General features: G+C 44.9%; 16 protein-coding genes. 10 read left to right on the top strand and 6 right to left on the bottom strand.

Annotation, left to right across the window (positions count from 1 at the left end):
* The first annotated feature begins 171 nt into the window (after positions 1 to 171).
* The 8 genes from pilB to EYR25_RS08410 all read left to right on the top strand — a co-directional run bounded on the left by pilB (position 172) and on the right by EYR25_RS08410 (position 7117).
* Entirely contained in the window at positions 172 to 1884 is a 1713-nt protein-coding gene (gene pilB / locus EYR25_RS08445; RefSeq protein WP_133179306.1) for a type IV-A pilus assembly ATPase PilB, read from the top strand.
* A gap of 82 nt (positions 1885 to 1966) precedes the next feature.
* On the top strand, positions 1967 to 3238 hold the full coding sequence (locus EYR25_RS08440) for a type II secretion system F family protein (protein ID WP_133179304.1): 1272 nt from the start codon (positions 1967 to 1969) through the stop codon (positions 3236 to 3238).
* 122 nt (positions 3239 to 3360) lie between these two features.
* Positions 3361 to 4287, top strand: a complete 927-nt coding sequence (locus EYR25_RS08435; RefSeq protein ID WP_133179302.1) for a prepilin peptidase — start codon at positions 3361 to 3363, stop codon at positions 4285 to 4287.
* A 63-nt stretch (positions 4288 to 4350) separates the two neighbouring features.
* Positions 4351 to 4968 (top strand): dephospho-CoA kinase, encoded by a 618-nt coding sequence (coaE, locus tag EYR25_RS08430; RefSeq protein WP_133179300.1) that lies wholly within the window; start codon positions 4351 to 4353, stop codon positions 4966 to 4968.
* Entirely contained in the window at positions 4961 to 5695 is a 735-nt protein-coding gene (gene zapD, locus EYR25_RS08425) for a cell division protein ZapD (RefSeq protein WP_133179298.1), read from the top strand. Before coaE ends, zapD begins: the two co-directional genes overlap by 8 nt.
* A gap of 107 nt (positions 5696 to 5802) precedes the next feature.
* A complete protein-coding gene (yacG, locus tag EYR25_RS08420; RefSeq protein ID WP_011621218.1) occupies positions 5803 to 6012 on the top strand; it encodes a DNA gyrase inhibitor YacG in 210 nt (69 codons plus the stop codon).
* Positions 6013 to 6046: 34 nt separating this feature from the next.
* Positions 6047 to 6439: an 8-oxo-dGTP diphosphatase MutT gene (mutT, locus tag EYR25_RS08415; RefSeq protein WP_133179296.1), complete on the top strand. Its 393-nt coding sequence runs from the start codon at positions 6047 to 6049 to the stop codon at positions 6437 to 6439.
* Between the two features lie 141 nt (positions 6440 to 6580).
* Entirely contained in the window at positions 6581 to 7117 is a 537-nt protein-coding gene (locus tag EYR25_RS08410) for a DUF6568 family protein (protein WP_133179294.1), read from the top strand.
* A gap of 74 nt (positions 7118 to 7191) precedes the next feature.
* On the opposite strand, the gene EYR25_RS08405 is transcribed toward EYR25_RS08410, so the two are convergent.
* Entirely contained in the window at positions 7192 to 8118 is a 927-nt protein-coding gene (locus EYR25_RS08405; RefSeq protein ID WP_133179292.1) for a Ppx/GppA phosphatase family protein, read from the bottom strand.
* Complete coding sequence (gene rhlB, locus EYR25_RS08400) at positions 8119 to 9438, bottom strand: ATP-dependent RNA helicase RhlB (protein ID WP_133179290.1); 1320 nt, start codon at positions 9436 to 9438, stop codon at positions 8119 to 8121.
* Positions 9439 to 9590: 152 nt separating this feature from the next.
* On the opposite strand from rhlB, the gene trxA reads away from it, so the two are divergent.
* Both trxA and rho read left to right on the top strand, forming a co-directional pair.
* A complete protein-coding gene (gene trxA, locus EYR25_RS08395) occupies positions 9591 to 9917 on the top strand; it encodes a thioredoxin TrxA (RefSeq protein WP_011070766.1) in 327 nt (108 codons plus the stop codon).
* A gap of 211 nt (positions 9918 to 10128) precedes the next feature.
* Entirely contained in the window at positions 10129 to 11394 is a 1266-nt protein-coding gene (gene rho / locus EYR25_RS08390; protein WP_011621213.1) for a transcription termination factor Rho, read from the top strand.
* 114 nt (positions 11395 to 11508) lie between these two features.
* Here the strand turns inward: rho and EYR25_RS08385 are convergent, their stop codons facing one another.
* From EYR25_RS08385 to EYR25_RS08370, 4 genes are all read right to left on the bottom strand, one after another.
* Positions 11509 to 14967: a zinc-dependent metalloprotease gene (locus tag EYR25_RS08385; RefSeq protein WP_133179288.1), complete on the bottom strand. Its 3459-nt coding sequence runs from the start codon at positions 14965 to 14967 to the stop codon at positions 11509 to 11511.
* Between the two features lie 22 nt (positions 14968 to 14989).
* A complete protein-coding gene (locus EYR25_RS08380; protein WP_133179286.1) occupies positions 14990 to 15859 on the bottom strand; it encodes a hypothetical protein in 870 nt (289 codons plus the stop codon).
* A 62-nt stretch (positions 15860 to 15921) separates the two neighbouring features.
* Positions 15922 to 16329, bottom strand: coding sequence for a hypothetical protein (locus EYR25_RS08375; RefSeq protein ID WP_133179284.1), 408 nt, complete (start codon positions 16327 to 16329; stop codon positions 15922 to 15924).
* A 323-nt stretch (positions 16330 to 16652) separates the two neighbouring features.
* Positions 16653 to 17570: a LysR family transcriptional regulator gene (locus EYR25_RS08370; protein ID WP_023268956.1), complete on the bottom strand. Its 918-nt coding sequence runs from the start codon at positions 17568 to 17570 to the stop codon at positions 16653 to 16655.
* Between the last annotated feature and the right edge of the window lie 43 nt (positions 17571 to 17613).

Raw genomic sequence — 17613 nt, 5'->3', positions numbered from 1 at the left:
ATTAATCCACAGTACAGTTTATGGTAAAACATTGCCACTTTTGCAAGCGGTATATAAATTCGCATCCTTATGATGATACTCATTTTTTTCTGATTATTTGAGCTTTTTTATATATGACAAATAACCTTTTTGCCGCTATGATGGAAAAACTAATGGAGATAGGAGTTTTTCATGCCATCCGCTGGCCTTCACCTGGGATTATCCACCCTTTTCATCCGTAAAGGTCTGCTTAATGAAGAGCAGATGGCAAGTGCCATCACTAAATCCCGCCAAAACAAACAAACCTTAGTCACTACCTTAGTGCAGACCAAGCTAGTGTCGGCCCGCAGCATTGCCGAGCTTTGCTATGAGGAATATGGCACCCCGCTGCTGGATTTAGCCGAATTTGATATTAGTGCCATTCCCGAAGAGTTTCTTAACAAAAAACTGATTGAAAAACATCGCTGTTTACCACTATTTAAGCGCGGCAATCGCCTATATATCGCCACTTCCGATCCCACCAATATTGCCGCCCTTGAGGAATTTCAATTTAGTGCAGGCCTACATGCCGAAGCGATTTTGGTGGAAGAAGATAAGCTCGCTAAGGCCCTTGAAAAGGTACTAGAAGAAGATATTACTGGCCTTGATTTAAGCGGCATGGATGAAGCAGCACTTGCCGGTATCGAAGTTACCGATACCGATAAGCGCCAAGAAGAAAACGCAGGCGAAGCCAGTGATGACGCCCCTATTGTTATTTATATCAATAAAATATTAACCGATGCCATTCGTAAAGGCGCCTCTGACTTACATTTTGAGCCCTATGAAAAACGCTACCGTATCCGTTTTCGTATCGATGGTATTTTGCATGAGGTCTCAGAACCGCCCATTAGTTTAGCAGGGCGACTCTCGGCACGCTTAAAGGTAATGTCGAAGCTGGATATTGCCGAGCGCCGCGTTCCCCAAGATGGCCGGATTAAAATGAAGCTATCCCGCACTAAGTCGATTGACTTTCGGGTAAGTACATTGCCGACCCTGTGGGGCGAGAAGATTGTAATGCGGATATTAGATTCTTCTTCCGCCCAGCTCGGTATCGAAAAACTCGGTTACGAACCCGATCAAGAAAAGCTTTACCTTGAGATGCTAGCCAAACCCCAGGGCATGATATTAGTGACAGGCCCAACGGGGTCGGGTAAAACCGTTTCGCTCTACACAGGCTTAAATATCCTCAATACCGCCGAGCGTAATATTTCCACCGCCGAAGATCCGGTGGAAATTAACCTTGAGGGGGTAAACCAAGTCCATATTAATTTAAAAGCGGGTTTAACCTTCGCCTCAGCACTACGTTCGTTTTTGCGTCAAGACCCCGATGTGGTGATGGTCGGGGAAATCCGTGACCTTGAAACCGCCGAAATTGCCATTAAAGCCGCGCAAACTGGTCACTTAGTATTATCGACCCTGCATACTAACTCAGCGGCAGAAACGCTCACCCGTTTAATTAATATGGGCGTACCCGGCTATAATATTGCCAGCTCAGTTAATTTAATTATTGCTCAGCGCCTTGCACGGCGGCTTTGCCCAGAATGCAAACAACCCGAACAGATACCCGAACATGAACTACAACGCTTAGGCTTTACCGATGAGCAAATCGCTCAAGGGTTTACCACCTTTAAACCTGTGGGTTGTGAACATTGTTCTGGTGGCTATAAAGGACGGGTAGGTATTTACGAAGTGATGAAGATGTCAGATGAAATTGCCCGTACTATTATGGAAGGTGGCAATTCATTGCAGATAGCAGATCAAGCCAAGGCTCAAGGCATGCGCGACCTGCGTCAGTCAGGGCTGCTAAAGGTCGTCCAAGGTGTTACCAGTATTGCCGAAGTCAATCGGGTTACGAGCTTTGGTTAACAAGCAATTAGAGAACACTTAACAGCGATAAAAAGTAGCGTGAACGGCACGCGGCGCGCTCTAAAACCAACAGGGATAATTTATGGCTACGGCAACGACAACAAAAAAGCCTCGCTCCAAAAAAATGGAGCAAAAAAGCCAACCTAAAATTTATACCTTTGAATGGAAAGGTGTTAATCGCGACGGTCAGAAAACCAGTGGTGAGCTGAGGGGGGCTTCTGCGGCCGAAATCCGCAGTCAGCTCAAATCTCAAGGAGTAAATCCTAAAACCGTACGCAAACAATCGGCCGCCCTGTTTAAATTAGGCGATGCCAAAATCACTCCTATGGATATTGCTATGGTAACTCGGCAAGTTGCTACTATGCTTGCCGCTGGGGTGCCATTAGTGACCACGATTGAATTACTGGGTCGTGGCCATGAAAAAGCAAAAATGCGTGAGCTGCTGGCAACGATTCTTTCAGAAATCCAATCGGGTATTCCATTGTCCGATGCTTTGCGTCCCCACCGACGTTATTTTGATGATCTTTATGTCGATTTAGTTGCTGCGGGTGAACATTCAGGCTCACTCGATGTAGTGTTTGATCGTATTGCGACTTACCGTGAAAAGTCTGAAGCATTAAAATCAAAAATTAAAAAAGCCATGTTTTATCCGGCAGCAGTAGTTATAGTCGCGGTTTTAGTCACAACCCTGCTTTTACTCTTTGTAGTGCCACAATTTGAAGATATTTTTAAAGGCTTTGGCGCCGAGCTACCAGCATTTACCCAATTGGTGTTGCATATCTCCCGCGGCCTACAATCCTCTTGGTATATCTTTTTGGGCGCGATTGTGGCTGGTGTGTTTTTATTTGTCCGCGCCCACCGAAACTCACAGATAGTGAGGGATAGAGTGGATGAAGTCATTTTAAAAATTCCTGCTATCGGGCCAATTTTACATAAAGGCGCTATGGCACGTTTTGCCCGCACTTTAGCGACCACCTTTGCGGCGGGTGTCCCCTTAATTGACGGCTTAGAATCCGCCGCTGGGGCATCGGGCAATGCGGTATACCGTAAGGCTATCTTAAAAATCCGCCAAGAAGTAATGGCCGGGATGCAAATGAACGTGGCTATGCGTACGACCGGATTATTCCCCGATATGTTGATCCAAATGGTGATGATTGGCGAAGAATCTGGCTCGCTCGATAATATGCTCAATAAGGTTTCAACCATCTATGAGATGCAAGTAGACGACGCTGTCGATGGTTTATCCAGCCTAATTGAACCCATTATGATGGTGGTGATTGGTACTGTTGTTGGTGGCCTTATTGTCGCTATGTATTTACCTATCTTCCAAATGGGTAAAGTGGTTAGCGGTTAGAAGGTTGCAAAAAGCGCAGCAGCTAGCAAAAGCGGGCTGCGGCCTTTTAGATTCTAGAGCAGCGAAGCGTCCTCGACGCCCAAAATCCGTTTTACATTGAACAATATAATTAAGTAAAAATAATGACTGAATTTTTCACTTTATTGGGTCACACCTTTGACCAAGCACCATGGCTTTTTATCTTATTAAGTTTTGTGTTTGCAGCCACTATTGGTAGCTTTTTAAATGTGGTTATTCACCGTTTTCCGGTGATGATGAAGCGCGAATGGCAACAGGAGTGTAATCAGTATCTGCAGGAATATCATGCAGATGTCATCAAACAAGTGGGTTTAGAAAAGCTTAACAAGCCTATAGATAACTATCCTGAAAAATACAATCTAGTGGTACCTGGCTCTGCCTGCCCTAAATGTAAAACCGCCATCAAGCCTTGGCATAATTTACCCATCTTAGGTTGGTTAATGTTGAGGGGAAAATGCGCTGCCTGTAATACGCCAATCTCCTCACGCTACCCGATTATTGAGCTAATAACAGGGTTACTCGTTGCAACACTCGCTTGGCATTTTGGGCCAAGCTGGCAATTTATTTTTGCTGCAATATTAACCTTTGTATTAATTGCATTAACGGGTATCGATCTGGATGAAATGCTACTTCCAGACCAAATGACCCTTCCACTGTTATGGCTAGGATTACTGATTAACCTCAACCATACCTTTACCAATCCAACCGATGCCATTATCGGTGCTGCTGTTGGCTATTTAAGTTTATGGTCGATTTTTTGGTTGTTTAAGCTGTTAACGGGTAAAGAAGGCATGGGTTATGGCGATTTTAAACTGCTTGCCGTATTTGGTGCTTGGCTCGGTTGGCAAATGCTGCCGCTGGTGATTTTACTCTCTTCTTTAGTCGGCGCGGTTGTCGGTATCAGTCTAATAATTAGCAAGCGTAATCAGCTTGCTAATCCAATCCCCTTTGGGCCTTATATTGCCGCAGCAGGTTGGATCGCCCTAATATGGGGACAGCCTATAGTGGATTGGTATCTAAGCACGTTATAGAACAGGCTTCGGCCTTATAGGTCCTAGCAGCGTAACGTCCTTCTTCGCTTTTAAGAGAGTTTTATGTCCAAGTTTGTCGTAGGTCTAACGGGTGGCATTGGTAGCGGTAAAACTACTGTTGCTAATCTATTTGCCGAAGAAGGTGTCGATTTAGTCGATGCCGATGTTGTTGCTCGCGAAGTGGTAGCAAAAGGATCAAAAGGGCTCGAAGCCATTATCGCTCACTTCGGCACTGAAGTATTAACTGAAGCTGGTGAGCTTGACCGAGCACAATTGCGGCAACGGGTATTTAGCGATGAGCAAGAACGTCAATGGTTGAATCAATTACTTCACCCAATGATCCGCCAAGAAATGCTTTCTCAAGTCGAAAATGCGACCTCTGACTATGTAATTATGGTTGTCCCCTTGCTATTTGAGAACGGGTTAGATAGGTTAGTCAATCGGACTTTAGTGGTGGATATTTCGCCGGAGTTGCAAATCAGCCGTACCGTAAAGCGGGATAATGTCGATGCAGCTCAAGTAAATAACATCATTAATAGCCAATGTAGTCGCAGTGAAAAGCTCGCCAGAGCCGACGACGTAATTGATAATCAGGGAGAGATATCAACACTAAAACAAGAGGTGCAAGCATTGCACCAGCGCTATTTACAATTATCCGGTAATCACGACGCCCATGACTGACTTAGTTTATGAACAGCCTTTAAATGAGAAAATCCGTAGCTACTTGCGGCTCGAATATCTCAATAAACAGCTCAGTAATAATCTAAATCACGACCACCAGCATAGATGTTTCTACCCTCTTTTTTCCCTGTGCGAATTATCGGAGCGTTGCGACTATCGCAGTGAAGTCCTTAAAGATATCGAGCGCAATCTGCTGCAACTGAGTAAATGGCAAGAGCTCGACCATGCTGATAACGAACAAATTGAGTTTTACATTCAAGCATTAATGCAAGCCAGAGAGCCGCTACAACGTCCCGAGCGCTGTGGCAGCCAACTCAAACAAGACCGCTTTCTTTCTGCCCTGCGACAGCGTTTTGGTATGCCGGGCGCCTGTTGCAACTTCGACCTTCCCCAGCTGCATTTTTGGCTCGCCAAACCCTGGGAAGAAAGGCTGCAAGACTATAAAGCGTGGATCAGCCATTTTGATCCTTTACTCAATCCCATCACGCTTTTGCTTCAGTTAACTCGCAGTACCGCCCATTTCGATAATGCCACCGCCCATGCCGGTTTTTACCAAGGTGATAGCGCTCAAGCACTCTCGCTAGTACGAGTCAAAGTCGATGCCGCCCACGGCTGCTACCCCACCATCAGTGGTCATCGCAATCGCTACGCCATCCACTTTGTGCAATTCGACCAACAGCGCCACTCTGACCGCAGCATCGAATTCCTACTAGCGACCTGTGCTTGAAGCCTTTACACTAACGACCTCTAAGCTGCTGCCGAGTTAAAGCCGCATAATTGCGATACTCAGCGATTCCCTTGTTATTTCAGTCGACTGCTAAGGAGAAGTCTATTATGCCGTTAACCGTCAACTGTCCAATTTGTAAAACCCCAGTAGAATGGGTCCCTCAATCGGAATTCAAACCCTTTTGTAGCGAGCGCTGCAAGATGATTGACCTCGGTGATTGGGCCTCCGAAAAACACGCTATTCCGGTCAAATCTGAGTTTGACCTCGATGCGTTAGATGAACTCGGTTACGACGAAGAAAGCTTTTTCAAAGAGTAATACTCAATAATCAGTCTTTTATAAGCAGAATTTTATGACAAAACGCATTCATGTTGCCGTCGGCATCATCCTCAACCCTAATGGGCAAATCCTACTCGCTAAGCGCCCCGAACATTTACATCAAGGCGGTAAGTGGGAATTTCCAGGAGGCAAGGTCGAACAGGGCGAAACCGTCACCCAAGCCTTGATTCGTGAGTTAAAAGAGGAAGTCGCGCTCATCGTCAGCGCAAGCGAGTCTTTTATGGCGCTAAGCTACGATTATCCAGATAAACAAGTATTACTCGATATTCATACTGTTACTGAGTTTACTGGAGAGGCGCAAGGGCTTGAAGGACAACAGATTGCTTGGGTCGATAAGCATGAGCTAAGTCGTTACGATTTCCCTGAGGCGAATAAACCTATCCTCGCTAAGTTATTGGAGCAATAGCTAACTTTTTGCGGGCAGAAGCAAGTTTTACATTAGCGATACGTGATCTGGCTTGCAGCAAACTCATTGGCAACTTTTAGAAAACGAAAATTAGTGTTTGAATGCAAACTCATTATTCTTCTTCGATTTCGAGGGCATATCATGCACAATAACGTTAAAGCATTACTCGCCACGACCGCGTTATTTTTTAGTTGTCAGACACTAGCAAATGGCGGCTGTGGCTTTGAAGAGCAACAACAGGGCTTGATTGCCACCTGCAGCGAGGAGAAACAAGAAGTGATTTTAACCGGTGTCGTTGAAGCGCAACATTTAGTAAAAGATCTTAATGAGTTTGCAGAGGGTTACAAGAGCTATCAGGTAGATACCGCATCCTTAGCACCTCTGAAAAATATCACTGAGCCAACCGAAATCGTCGTCATCATCGGCACTTGGTGCCCAGACTGCCACCGCGAAACGCCACGTTTTATTCGCATTATAGAAGAAGTGGCTAACCCTAATATCAAAGTGACTTATATCGGGGTTGATCGCAGCAAGCAAGATCCAGAAGGACTGGCGGCAAAATACGACTTCAAACGTATTCCCACCTTTATCGTACTACAACAGGGTAAAGAAATTGGCCGCATCGTTGAGCGTCCAACCGTTTCGCTCGAAAAAGATTTAGTCGAAATCTTAAAGTAACCCAATCCATTAAAAGTTAAAGGCCGTCAAGTGTGCACTTGACGGCCTTTATCTTTTTAAAATGGGTTTGAGAGTTAAATCGCTTCTTCTAAAATCCGCTGCGCCAGCATCACTAACACTCCCTCACGCAGTGCACCGCCCGATAGTGCCAACTGCTCAATTCCTAAGAGTTCAAAGAGTGCGAGTAAAATCGCCACTCCAGCGGCAAATGTCGGTGCACGTTCGGTACTTAAGCCGATAATCCCAACAAGACTCGCATCTTCCTCGGCAAGGATTTCTGCTTTAAGCTGTGTCAACACAGCTAAGGTAATGATTTCAGACTGCTTTCGGTGCATTAACACTTCAACCACAGATTGCACCGCACCAGAAGCCCCCACCACACAGTGCCATCCTAAGTCTTTTAACCTTTGCCTATGTTCATCTAAGACTTCCAACACTTCTTGTTTGGCATCGTCAAAGTCGAGCTCTTGCAATGGTGCATTGTTAAAGAAGCGGCGGTTAAAGGTCACGCTGCCCATAGGCAGACTGGTCTTAAACTGAACTTGGTGACCATCACCAATAATAAACTCGGTACTGGCGCCACCAATATCGATCACTAAACGTCGCCCTTGGCCGCAAGTGGTCGCCACCATACCTTGATAAATCAGCTCGGCCTCACGCATGCCTGAGATAATCTCAATTGGATGACCTAAAATCGGAATCGCCTTCTGATTAAATTCATCGGCATTATTGATGGTACGCAGCGTCGCAGTGGCAATTACAGCGACATGATTAGGATGGATTTTATGCAGCGCTAACATTTGAGCAAACATCGCGAGGCAATCTAAGCCTCGCTGCATCACTTCTGCGGTTAAATGGCCGTCTTCGCCAATGCCTTCGGCTAACCTTACTTTACGTTTGTATTTGGCAATAATGTGAGGCTGACCGCCTTTTGTCTTAGCGATCAGCATATTAAAGCTATTAGAGCCTAAAGTAATGGCGGCATAAGCGGGTGTTGGCATTTAAGGCTGTCTACGCGTCCTGTCATGGCGAGGTGGACGTCCACCACTACGATGGGCACCTTGTGGTCGCCCAGCACCAGAGCGCTCACGTAAATTGCGTGCACCTGCAGGATGTTTGCGATGAATTTTAACCGGCGGCGGAATATCATCCAGCAGCGCATCACGGTCATAATTACTCACGGGAATGGAGTGATTGATATAGCTTTCAATCGCAGGCAGATTCAGTGCGTATTCTTCACAGGCAAAACTGACAGAGACACCTTTGTTACCCGCACGCCCAGTGCGACCAATACGGTGGACGTAATCTTCACAATCATCAGGTAAATCATAATTGTAGACGTGGGAAACATCGGAAATATGCAGCCCGCGCGCCGCAACATCGGTCGCGACCAAAATATCTAATTGGCCTTGGGTAAATTGCTCAAGAATACGAATACGTTTCTTCTGCGGCACATCACCCGTCAGCAAACCGACGCGATGACCATCACCTTCAAGCCAAGACCATAGGTTTTCACAGCTGTGTTTAGTGTTTGAAAAAACAATGGCTTTCTCTGGCCAATCTTCTTCAATCAGCGTCAGCAGCAAACGCATTTTGTCTTCTTGGGAAGGATAGAAAATTTCTTCTTTGATATTCTTGGAGGTTTTTTCTTCGGGGGCAATTTCGACTTTCACAGGATCATTCATATGATCGTAGGCGAGTTCTTGAACTTTCATCGAAAGTGTCGCCGAAAACAGCATATTCAGGCGCTGATCGGCACTAGGCATACGTCGGAAGAGGAAACGGATATCCTTGATAAAACCGAGGTCAAACATACGGTCGGCTTCATCTAACACCACGGCTCGAATCGCATTTAAGCTAATAATGCCCTGACGCACATAATCGATAATACGCCCAGTCGTTCCGATTAAGATATCAACACCTTGGTCGAGCACTTTACGTTGAATATCATAGCTTTCACCGCCATAAACAATACCCACTTTTAGGTGGCTATGCTTGGCAAGGAGAATCGCGTCTTTCGCAATTTGAATCGCCAGCTCACGGGTTGGAGCCATAATGATGGCGCGCGGCTGATTTAACTGACGGTTCTCAGGGACTGGTGTCGACAATAAATGGTTAAATGTGGCAACCAAAAACGCCATTGTCTTACCTGTGCCCGTTTGGGCTTGGCCGGCGATGTCTTTTGATTGAAGTAATACGGGTAATGATAACGCCTGAATTGGCGTACAAAATTCGAAGCCGTTCTCGGCAAGTGCCTGTTTAACCTCTGGATGTAGAGGAAGGTCGGCAAATTTTTGATTAGATAAATGTGTTTGGCTCATAGCGCAAGCATACCATTTGGGGTTGCAATAAGATACTCGATCGTTTGAAATAGCCACATTGTAAAAAGGTAACTTGAAAAGCTATTTTTCAGCCCCAATATACATGGTAAGCCATTAACAAACCAGCAATGGCAACCAAACTGGAGAACATCATGAGCGATAAAATTATATACCTGAGCGACGACAGCTTCGAAAACGACGTATTAAAGGCCGATTTACCAGTATTGGTAGACTTTTGGGCTGAATGGTGTGGTCCATGTAAAATGATCGCGCCAATCCTTGACGACGTTGCCGAAGAGTACGCAGGTCGTGTGACTATCGCTAAATTAAACGTTGACCAAAACAATGTTTCTCCAGCGAAATATGGCGTTCGTGGTATCCCAACTCTATTGCTGTTCAAGAACGGTGAATTAGCGGCGACTAAAGTTGGTGCACTGTCTAAAACTCAATTAAAAGAGTTCATCGACGCACAAATCTAATTTGTTGTCGCTATGAGTGACCTCCGGCACACGCTTTAATTAATTGTGCCGGAATACCCCTAAATTTCTGGACGCCCCGCTTTGTTAGTGCTACTTTAATAACCAGATTCTTTCTAACTAAACCACTTCTCGCTCGTCAATCACTATCCTGAATCACAAACTTTACTGATTGATCGCGGTAAGCTTTGTCGCGTAACACAAGATCCCCAACATGAACTTAACTGAATTAAAAGACACGCCGATATCCGACCTAGTTTCGCTAGCCGAAAATATGAAACTCGAAAATATGGCCCGTGCTCGCAAGCAGGACATTATTTTCTCTATTCTTAAAGCCCACGCCAAAAGTGGTGAAGACATTTTCGGTGGCGGTGTATTAGAAATACTCCAAGACGGATTCGGTTTCTTACGTAGTGCAGATGGATCTTACTTAGCTGGCCCTGATGATATTTACGTATCACCAAGCCAAATTCGCCGCTTTAACATGCGAACGGGCGATACCATTTTTGGCAAGATTCGCCCACCAAAAGAAGGTGAACGTTATTTTGCCCTGCTAAAAGTTAACGAAGTTAACTTCGATAAGCCCGAAAACTCTCGCAACAAAATCCTCTTTGAAAACTTAACCCCACTCCACGCAGAAGAACGTATGCGTATGGAGCGTGGTAATGGCTCTACTGAAGACATCACTGCCCGTATTCTGGATTTATGTTCACCTATTGGTAAGGGTCAACGTGGCCTGATCGTCGCGCCACCAAAAGCGGGTAAAACATTATTACTGCAAAACATTGCTCAGTCTATCACCTACAACAACCCTGAAGTCGTGTTGATGGTACTGTTGATCGATGAACGTCCTGAAGAAGTGACCGAGATGCAACGCTTAGTTCAAGGCGAAGTAATTGCATCAACCTTCGACGAGCCTGCCAGCCGTCACGTACAAGTGGCAGAAATGGTTATTGAAAAAGCCAAACGCTTAGTCGAACACAAGAAAGACGTTGTGATCCTACTCGACTCTATCACCCGTTTAGCGCGTGCTTACAACACTGTTATTCCATCATCGGGCAAAGTGTTAACTGGTGGTGTGGACGCAAACGCCCTGCACCGTCCTAAGCGCTTCTTCGGTGCGGCTCGTAACATCGAAAATGGCGGCAGCTTAACCATTATTGCTACCGCACTGGTTGATACTGGCTCTAAAATGGACGAAGTGATTTACGAAGAGTTCAAAGGTACAGGTAACCAAGAACTGCATCTGTCACGCAAGGCCGCTGAAAAACGCGTGTTCCCAGCGATTGACTTCAACCGCAGTGGTACTCGTCGCGAAGAAAAACTGACGACACCTGATGAGCTGCAAAAGATGTGGATCCTGCGTAAGATCTTAAATCCTATGGATGAAGTCAGCGCAATGGAGTTCCTGATCGATAAGCTAGCAATGACTAAGACCAACGAAGAATTCTTCACCGCGATGAAACGCGCTAAGTCTTAAGCCATACAAGTTTGTATGAATAATAAGGCCGCTCAGTGAGCGGCCTTTCGTTTATGTATTGACCATGTTTATGCATTACAAAGCCGCGGCTGCGGCTCACTCAATTCAAGTGACTTAGTCAAGCACAGGTAAATAACTGAGCACCAACTGATCTCGACTTAGCTGTCTATCAATAATCTCACCTACGGTGCCATTATTTAACTTAATAGCAAGCGTAGCTTCCCCTACTTGTGCCTTAAAGGTTTCCATCTCTTTAATCCGGTTAATCAACGCCAGTGCTAAGGTGTTTTCGGCTGTTGCTGCGTACACTCGACCATTTACCGTCACTTCCGCTTGCGTGGCTAATGCAGGGCCTGCGAGATGAATACCAACATATTCACGCCATACCCTAGCTTTTTGCTCACCTTGATAATCGCTGTCTACGGATGCAAGCACCACTTGGCGTAATATCATCTGCAATAAATTACTCTTACCTTTTGGTTGGCCGTTAACAGTATCAAATTGGAAGTAACGTGATACTGAACGGTCGTAATTAGGTAATGGCTCAATACTTTGTTGCGCAAAATCAGTGTAATAAGGCAGATAGCTATCGAGCTTACCACTCACGCCACAGCTTTCGGTAAAGAGTGGCGTATTACCACGAGTCAGCCCTGGACCCTCACCCATAGTCATCTTACATAGCATGTCTTGGAATACCGGACCCACATTAGGCAAATCAACCAAGGCTTTATAGCCGCGGCTTGACGTGCTACGAGGGGTAGTGCGTGATACTAAGGCTCTCACGGCTAACAATTTATCTGGCCACACACCCAATACATCGCGCTCATTCACATAGGGATGGTTAGGTGAAGATGCTGGCGTTTTAATACCGTTGAGTAAGCGACCCGAAAAGCTGACATCCGCCGTTAACAAATCCTGATATTTAGGATTTATTTGTGACTTAATGATCAACTCTTTTAAGGCTTCTGGAGAATCAGAGAACTGACTTATCACTTCACCTGGTTCAAACTTTGCCTTCATATCGCCGCTTTTAAAACGATATTGTTCAAGCACTTTGGCAAAATTGTACTGTTGTCTTAGAGCTACGCTGCCATCGGCTTGTTTGTATGTCACATCGAGGGTTGCATCATTTTCTCCCGCCAGCTTGAGGAAGAAATCTGCCGCCTGATTCATCGCCCGCTGATTCGCGCAATACCAAGCATCACTTCCTGTGGCCGCCAATCGTTCGCACTCACCAGCAAAAAAGTTCTCTGATAAACCAAACAATTGTTCTAAAAAGCTCACATCTTCAATGAATTGACGTATTTCATCAAACTGCGCTTTACGATTGATGGTGTAACTTAGGCTATGATCCTCAAACAAAGATTGACGATTATGGCGTAGGTTCATGGTCTCGTAGCTATCGAAGTACTTTTCGATATAAAACTGACCAATATCATCTAAGTTTTTACCCGCGTCACCGCGATTACAGTTGCTGTTCAGAGACACGTGCTCATCGGTACAGAAAGAATACTGACGTAGGCTGTTGTTTTGCTCTATGTTATAAAGCGCGCCAAATCGGGTCTCACCGTTCACCACACCTTTAGCGAGTTCATCACGACGCTTAGCATCTTCCGCTTTGAGTGATACGAATTCATTGGTTTTTGATTCTACTTCACGGGCATAGCCAAAACGTAACGCAGCTAAGTCATAGGGTTCAAACGTGGTCGCAAATCGGTTCACGTTGTAGTCCATTTGGCTCGAAAACTCGGCATTAACAGTAATGTCTGGGTAACCTGCATCACTAAAGGCTGCTTTTAATTCAGCCAGTTGTGCTTGGTTAAAGGTATTGTCGTGGTCACGACTCCCTGCAAAGTTATGTCTTAAGCCAAAAGTATGACCCAACTCATGGGTCAAGGTACCGGCAAATGCTTGTGCAGCAAGCGCTGTGGTTAATGAGTCTTGTAAACTTAGTGGCAAATCTTCAAATGCCGCTAACTTACCGCCCACTTTGCCATCAACCCACATTTCCGCTTTTTTCCAGTCAATTTCATGACCTTTGATACCGCGAGGTAATTCACGAGCGCTGCCACCCGTAGCAAATACGGTATCGACATGCATCATTGAGTTTTCAGACCAAAATGCTTTTGTTTTTTCATCAAAATCCGCCAAGGCATCGAAGCTATTATCCTTGGGCGTTAATGGCATCGATTGAGGTGCTGCGATAAGTTGCTGAGTCGGTTGCTCAAATGCGGCCGCCTCAACAGGCGCAGTATCTAGGCTGACATCAGGTTGAGCCAAACGAGCAGCATATGGCTCACCCGTTAACGACGTCACTGAATTCGCGTCCAATTTGCCTCTGTTATAATCTAAACGCACTTGGCGATAGTAACGAACGGCGCCTTGTTTTAGATTCGAGCTGTATTGATTGACTCGCGCACTCACAATTTCGCCCGTGAGCGGGTTTGCCGCTGATGGGCCGTAACCCGCTAAACCATTATCCAGTGGTTCATCGAATAATGTGATGTTGCTATAACGTAGATCGCCATGGCGTTTATCATGGGCTTGCTCAAGTTTTATCTGTGGAAAACCGGTTTTATACAACTTGTTTTGAATGTTTATTGCCGTCACGGACTCAATGGCTGCATCCAAAAAGGGTTTATTTTTCGCATCGTAGAAATTATTACTCAGGTAATAAGTCAGTTCCGATTTGGCCGGATTAAAGCGATTCAAGTAAGTGCGCACATACCCATCAACGCCCTCTGAGTCCGTCGCATCGCGATAGGTATGGGAGGAGGTAAAGAAGCCAAATGTCCCCTTTTCGTTTTCAGCATAGGGTATTGCTTCATAGTCTTTACTGGCTAACTGATCCACCGCCACAATCGAAATAAACTCGGTGGTCGTAAAGGATAAGTTGTCAAGGTTGCCACCGTAAAATTGGTTAAAGCAACTTGGAGAAGCTTGATAAGTATGCTCAATTTCAAAGTTGACCACCCCTTTGGCTAAATCCATTTCATAGCCTTTTTGACCATTAGAGGTAACCAAACGGGGGGCTTCGGTTTCAGTCACACATTCACCGAAGGTAATAATGTCATTAATATCTAACTCAGCAATTTTAGCTTTCGCAAAGTCAGGAACAAAGTAGCGCTTATCCTGCCATGTTAAATTAGCATCGGTATTAACTTGCTCTACGTTAATGCACTCGCGCCATTTGTCTTCAGTACATTTAAAGTCGATATATTCGCCAGGAATGGTTAACACTGGGGCTTGGTTATACTCATTAGGATAACGGCTGTCATGGCCTAATCCGATATTATCCCGGTCAATTTGACGCACTTGGATGCCATTCTCTGTTTTGTGCAAGGTCACCAGCTTAGGATCACCTTGGGTAAAACCTCGCACCTCGGCGGCATAACGCGGAGCCTTACCTACGCTGCGAATATAAAGATATTGCCGCTCAGTGGCTTTATCGATGTCGGCAGTGGTGACTTGCTTTTCATCTTTGGGGAGTTCTTTATAAGGCTCATCGCCAGCACCACACCCTACAAGGGTTAGTGCGCTGGTGATCGCCAGACATACCATGGACTTCTTCATAGATTCCTCTTAACGACTGTTTTTATAGATATTTAGTGATTGACAAATAAAAGGTTGAACTCTTTTTGTCATAAATCTCAAATCCCTGAGATGTCCCCACTTCTGGGTTGTAAAAACGACCACTATTGTTATGACCAACAGCCAATACCCAGTCAGGCTTAAACGACCAACCTAGTTCTTGGGCGAAGGTAAATTGATCGTCGAGTCGGCGACCGTAATAGTTTTTGGAAATTCGATAACGACCACTCACGTCCAAATACCAATTGGCCGTAATTTGCCAATAAGCATCGAGTAATCCATCGAGTTGCTGTTCAACCAACACACGCTCACCTGCGGTTTTGTATTGGTAAGCGTTGTAGCGATAGCGCGGTGAAAAATAAAAACTTAGGTTATCTAGCGGGCTCCAAAATAAGTACCCAGCCATACGCGGTGCATATTGCAACCGATCCAGTTTTGATTCGCGTTCTGCAGGCAAATACACACCTAAACTGCCTTTTAATGAGACGGTATCGCTCAAGGCATACAGTGGCGTGCGGTACTCCAGTAGAGGGTCATAAAAACTGGACTCCTTGCCGTGCAAGGTTTGCTTTTCACCCCCAAGGGTAAATAGCACATTGCCCCAGTTTGCCTTGTAATCAATCCGGCTATCGATGTTGTAGGCTTGATAGGCGTAATAACTATCCGAGTCATAAATGTTTCGGGTAAACCCAACATTAATGTAGCCAGACCATTTTGCAGCTTGTGCATCCGTGGCTAACTCAAATTCATTGACGGCCAATACTTGGCCGACAAATGAGAAACTGGCCAGCATCACCTGCACGCAGAAAAGCACTGACCATTTATTTCGCCGACGAGAAATCGACGAATAATATTGATTATTCGTTGGTTGCATAATAAGACCTTGATTTATATTTTGATAAAAATATTGATAATGAGCATTCGCTCTATTTAACGCTAGGAAGTACTTGCTTTAATAGACTTTATCCAATTAAGTAACACTGAATAACCGTTTTCTACTTTAGCAAAATAAATACGTATGAATATGGTTAATAATAAATAGGCAAAACAAAATAAAACAAAAAAAGACGCTCCCCCCAATATGTTCTCAATATCCGTTTGAGTTACCTCAGTCCAAAAGGGAGCGCCATATTCACTAACTCTGATAACTGATGGGAGGCCAAGAGGTTCATAGTCAAAAACCTTAGCCGAAATTATTGATAAGTAATTATTTTCAAAAGCACAAACATTAGACTTAGCGACAAAAATTACAGGTAAAATCAGCCATAACATTCCGAATACGAGTAATGCAGCTACCGTGATACATAAACGTCTTGGTATTCTGGAATAATTATTTTCAGCCAAATTTGATAACATTTTCGTCAATACGTCATACTTTAAATAATCTCCACTGCAACATCGCAATAAAAGATACAAACCGATACATTTATTGCATCATAGACACTAACAAAAAATCATTTCAACTGAAGCAAGAGCTAACTCATACCAAATTAAAGTAAATTTGATTTAGCTCAGAAAAATTTTGAAAAATTAAACATAAAAAACACAATAATAAACAGCAAAAACCACATTCAAAAACAATTTAAAAATATTTATTTAAAAATAAATAACAACATGCAGTGCGATTATTTACATATGCCACCATAATGTAATCGTTTAACGGTACTTTAAGTGGATTGATGCGCGGCTAACTGCGTTTGCAGCTCTTTACAGCGCTGGCGTAACATTTCGCGAAGCAGTAATACCACCGGAGTGACATGCTCGCGCCCAGGACACACTAAGTACAAATTGACCACCTCACCGCGATATTCAGGCAGCAAAGGCACAAGACGCCCAGCCATAATATCCTCTGCCAAATCTAAGCTCGACTTAAACACTAACCCCTTTCCTGCTACCGCCCAGCGGCGCGCAATTTCCGCGTCGTTAGCGCTGCGATTCCCTGTAACGCGAATTTTAAACTCCTGACCATCACGCACAAATTGCCATTGGTCGTGCGTTCTCTCATCTAATTTATAAAATAAGCAATTATGTTGTGTTAGCTGCTCTAAGGTTTCGGGCTTGCCGTGCTTGGCAAGATATTCAGGCGAAGCACAAAGCACTCTATCTGCTGTAAAAATCGGGAAGGCGACCTGATTAGAATCCTGCGGCTTACCGTAACGCACCGCTACATCAATTTTATCGTGGTAAAAGCTGCTGATATTGTCGCCCAAATGCAAACGTACTTGCAGCTGCGGAAAATCTAGGAGGAAGTCATCGAGCCAAGGGACGAATAAGTTACGCCCAAAGTCGGATGAAACCGACAGGCTCAACGTGCCAGAGACTTTACCTTTATCGCTGGCGATCGCTTGCTCTCCGAGGGCGAGATCACTTAAAGCGCGGCGACAATGGATAAGATAGCGCTCACCTTGAGCGGTTAATCTCAGGCTTCGGGTCGTGCGCACAAATAGGCTAGTATCAAGTTGTTTTTCGAGGCGTTTAATTGCAGCACTCGCCGATGCGGCTGAGAGTTCCATCTCGGCTGCCGCCGCAGAAATGCTGCCACAATCGGCAACGCGAACAAATAATGCGAGATCATTGAGCAGCATAATTATCAAATTTCCTTTGAAAAAATTACAAACATTCCCCCGT

Origin of the sequence: Shewanella decolorationis (assembly GCF_004354305.1) — a bacterium.
GTDB lineage: Bacteria > Pseudomonadota > Gammaproteobacteria > Enterobacterales > Shewanellaceae > Shewanella > Shewanella decolorationis.
Note: the sequence above shows the minus strand (reverse complement) of the source record. Positions and strands in the feature narration are given on the sequence as shown.

Coding starts and splice junctions, on each gene's coding strand:
- EYR25_RS08440 (WP_133179304.1), top strand. CDS start 1,967: ATGGCTACGGCAACGACAACAAAAAAGCCTCGCTCCAAAAAAATGGAG.
- zapD (WP_133179298.1), top strand. CDS start 4,961: ATGACTGACTTAGTTTATGAACAGCCTTTAAATGAGAAAATCCGTAGC.
- mutT (WP_133179296.1), top strand. CDS start 6,047: ATGACAAAACGCATTCATGTTGCCGTCGGCATCATCCTCAACCCTAAT.
- EYR25_RS08370 (WP_023268956.1), bottom strand. CDS start 17,570: ATGCTGCTCAATGATCTCGCATTATTTGTTCGCGTTGCCGATTGTGGC.
- pilB (WP_133179306.1), top strand. CDS start 172: ATGCCATCCGCTGGCCTTCACCTGGGATTATCCACCCTTTTCATCCGT.
- EYR25_RS08385 (WP_133179288.1), bottom strand. CDS start 14,967: ATGAAGAAGTCCATGGTATGTCTGGCGATCACCAGCGCACTAACCCTT.
- yacG (WP_011621218.1), top strand. CDS start 5,803: ATGCCGTTAACCGTCAACTGTCCAATTTGTAAAACCCCAGTAGAATGG.
- EYR25_RS08435 (WP_133179302.1), top strand. CDS start 3,361: ATGACTGAATTTTTCACTTTATTGGGTCACACCTTTGACCAAGCACCA.
- coaE (WP_133179300.1), top strand. CDS start 4,351: ATGTCCAAGTTTGTCGTAGGTCTAACGGGTGGCATTGGTAGCGGTAAA.
- rhlB (WP_133179290.1), bottom strand. CDS start 9,438: ATGAGCCAAACACATTTATCTAATCAAAAATTTGCCGACCTTCCTCTA.
- rho (WP_011621213.1), top strand. CDS start 10,129: ATGAACTTAACTGAATTAAAAGACACGCCGATATCCGACCTAGTTTCG.
- EYR25_RS08405 (WP_133179292.1), bottom strand. CDS start 8,118: ATGCCAACACCCGCTTATGCCGCCATTACTTTAGGCTCTAATAGCTTT.
- EYR25_RS08380 (WP_133179286.1), bottom strand. CDS start 15,859: ATGCAACCAACGAATAATCAATATTATTCGTCGATTTCTCGTCGGCGA.
- EYR25_RS08410 (WP_133179294.1), top strand. CDS start 6,581: ATGCACAATAACGTTAAAGCATTACTCGCCACGACCGCGTTATTTTTT.
- trxA (WP_011070766.1), top strand. CDS start 9,591: ATGAGCGATAAAATTATATACCTGAGCGACGACAGCTTCGAAAACGAC.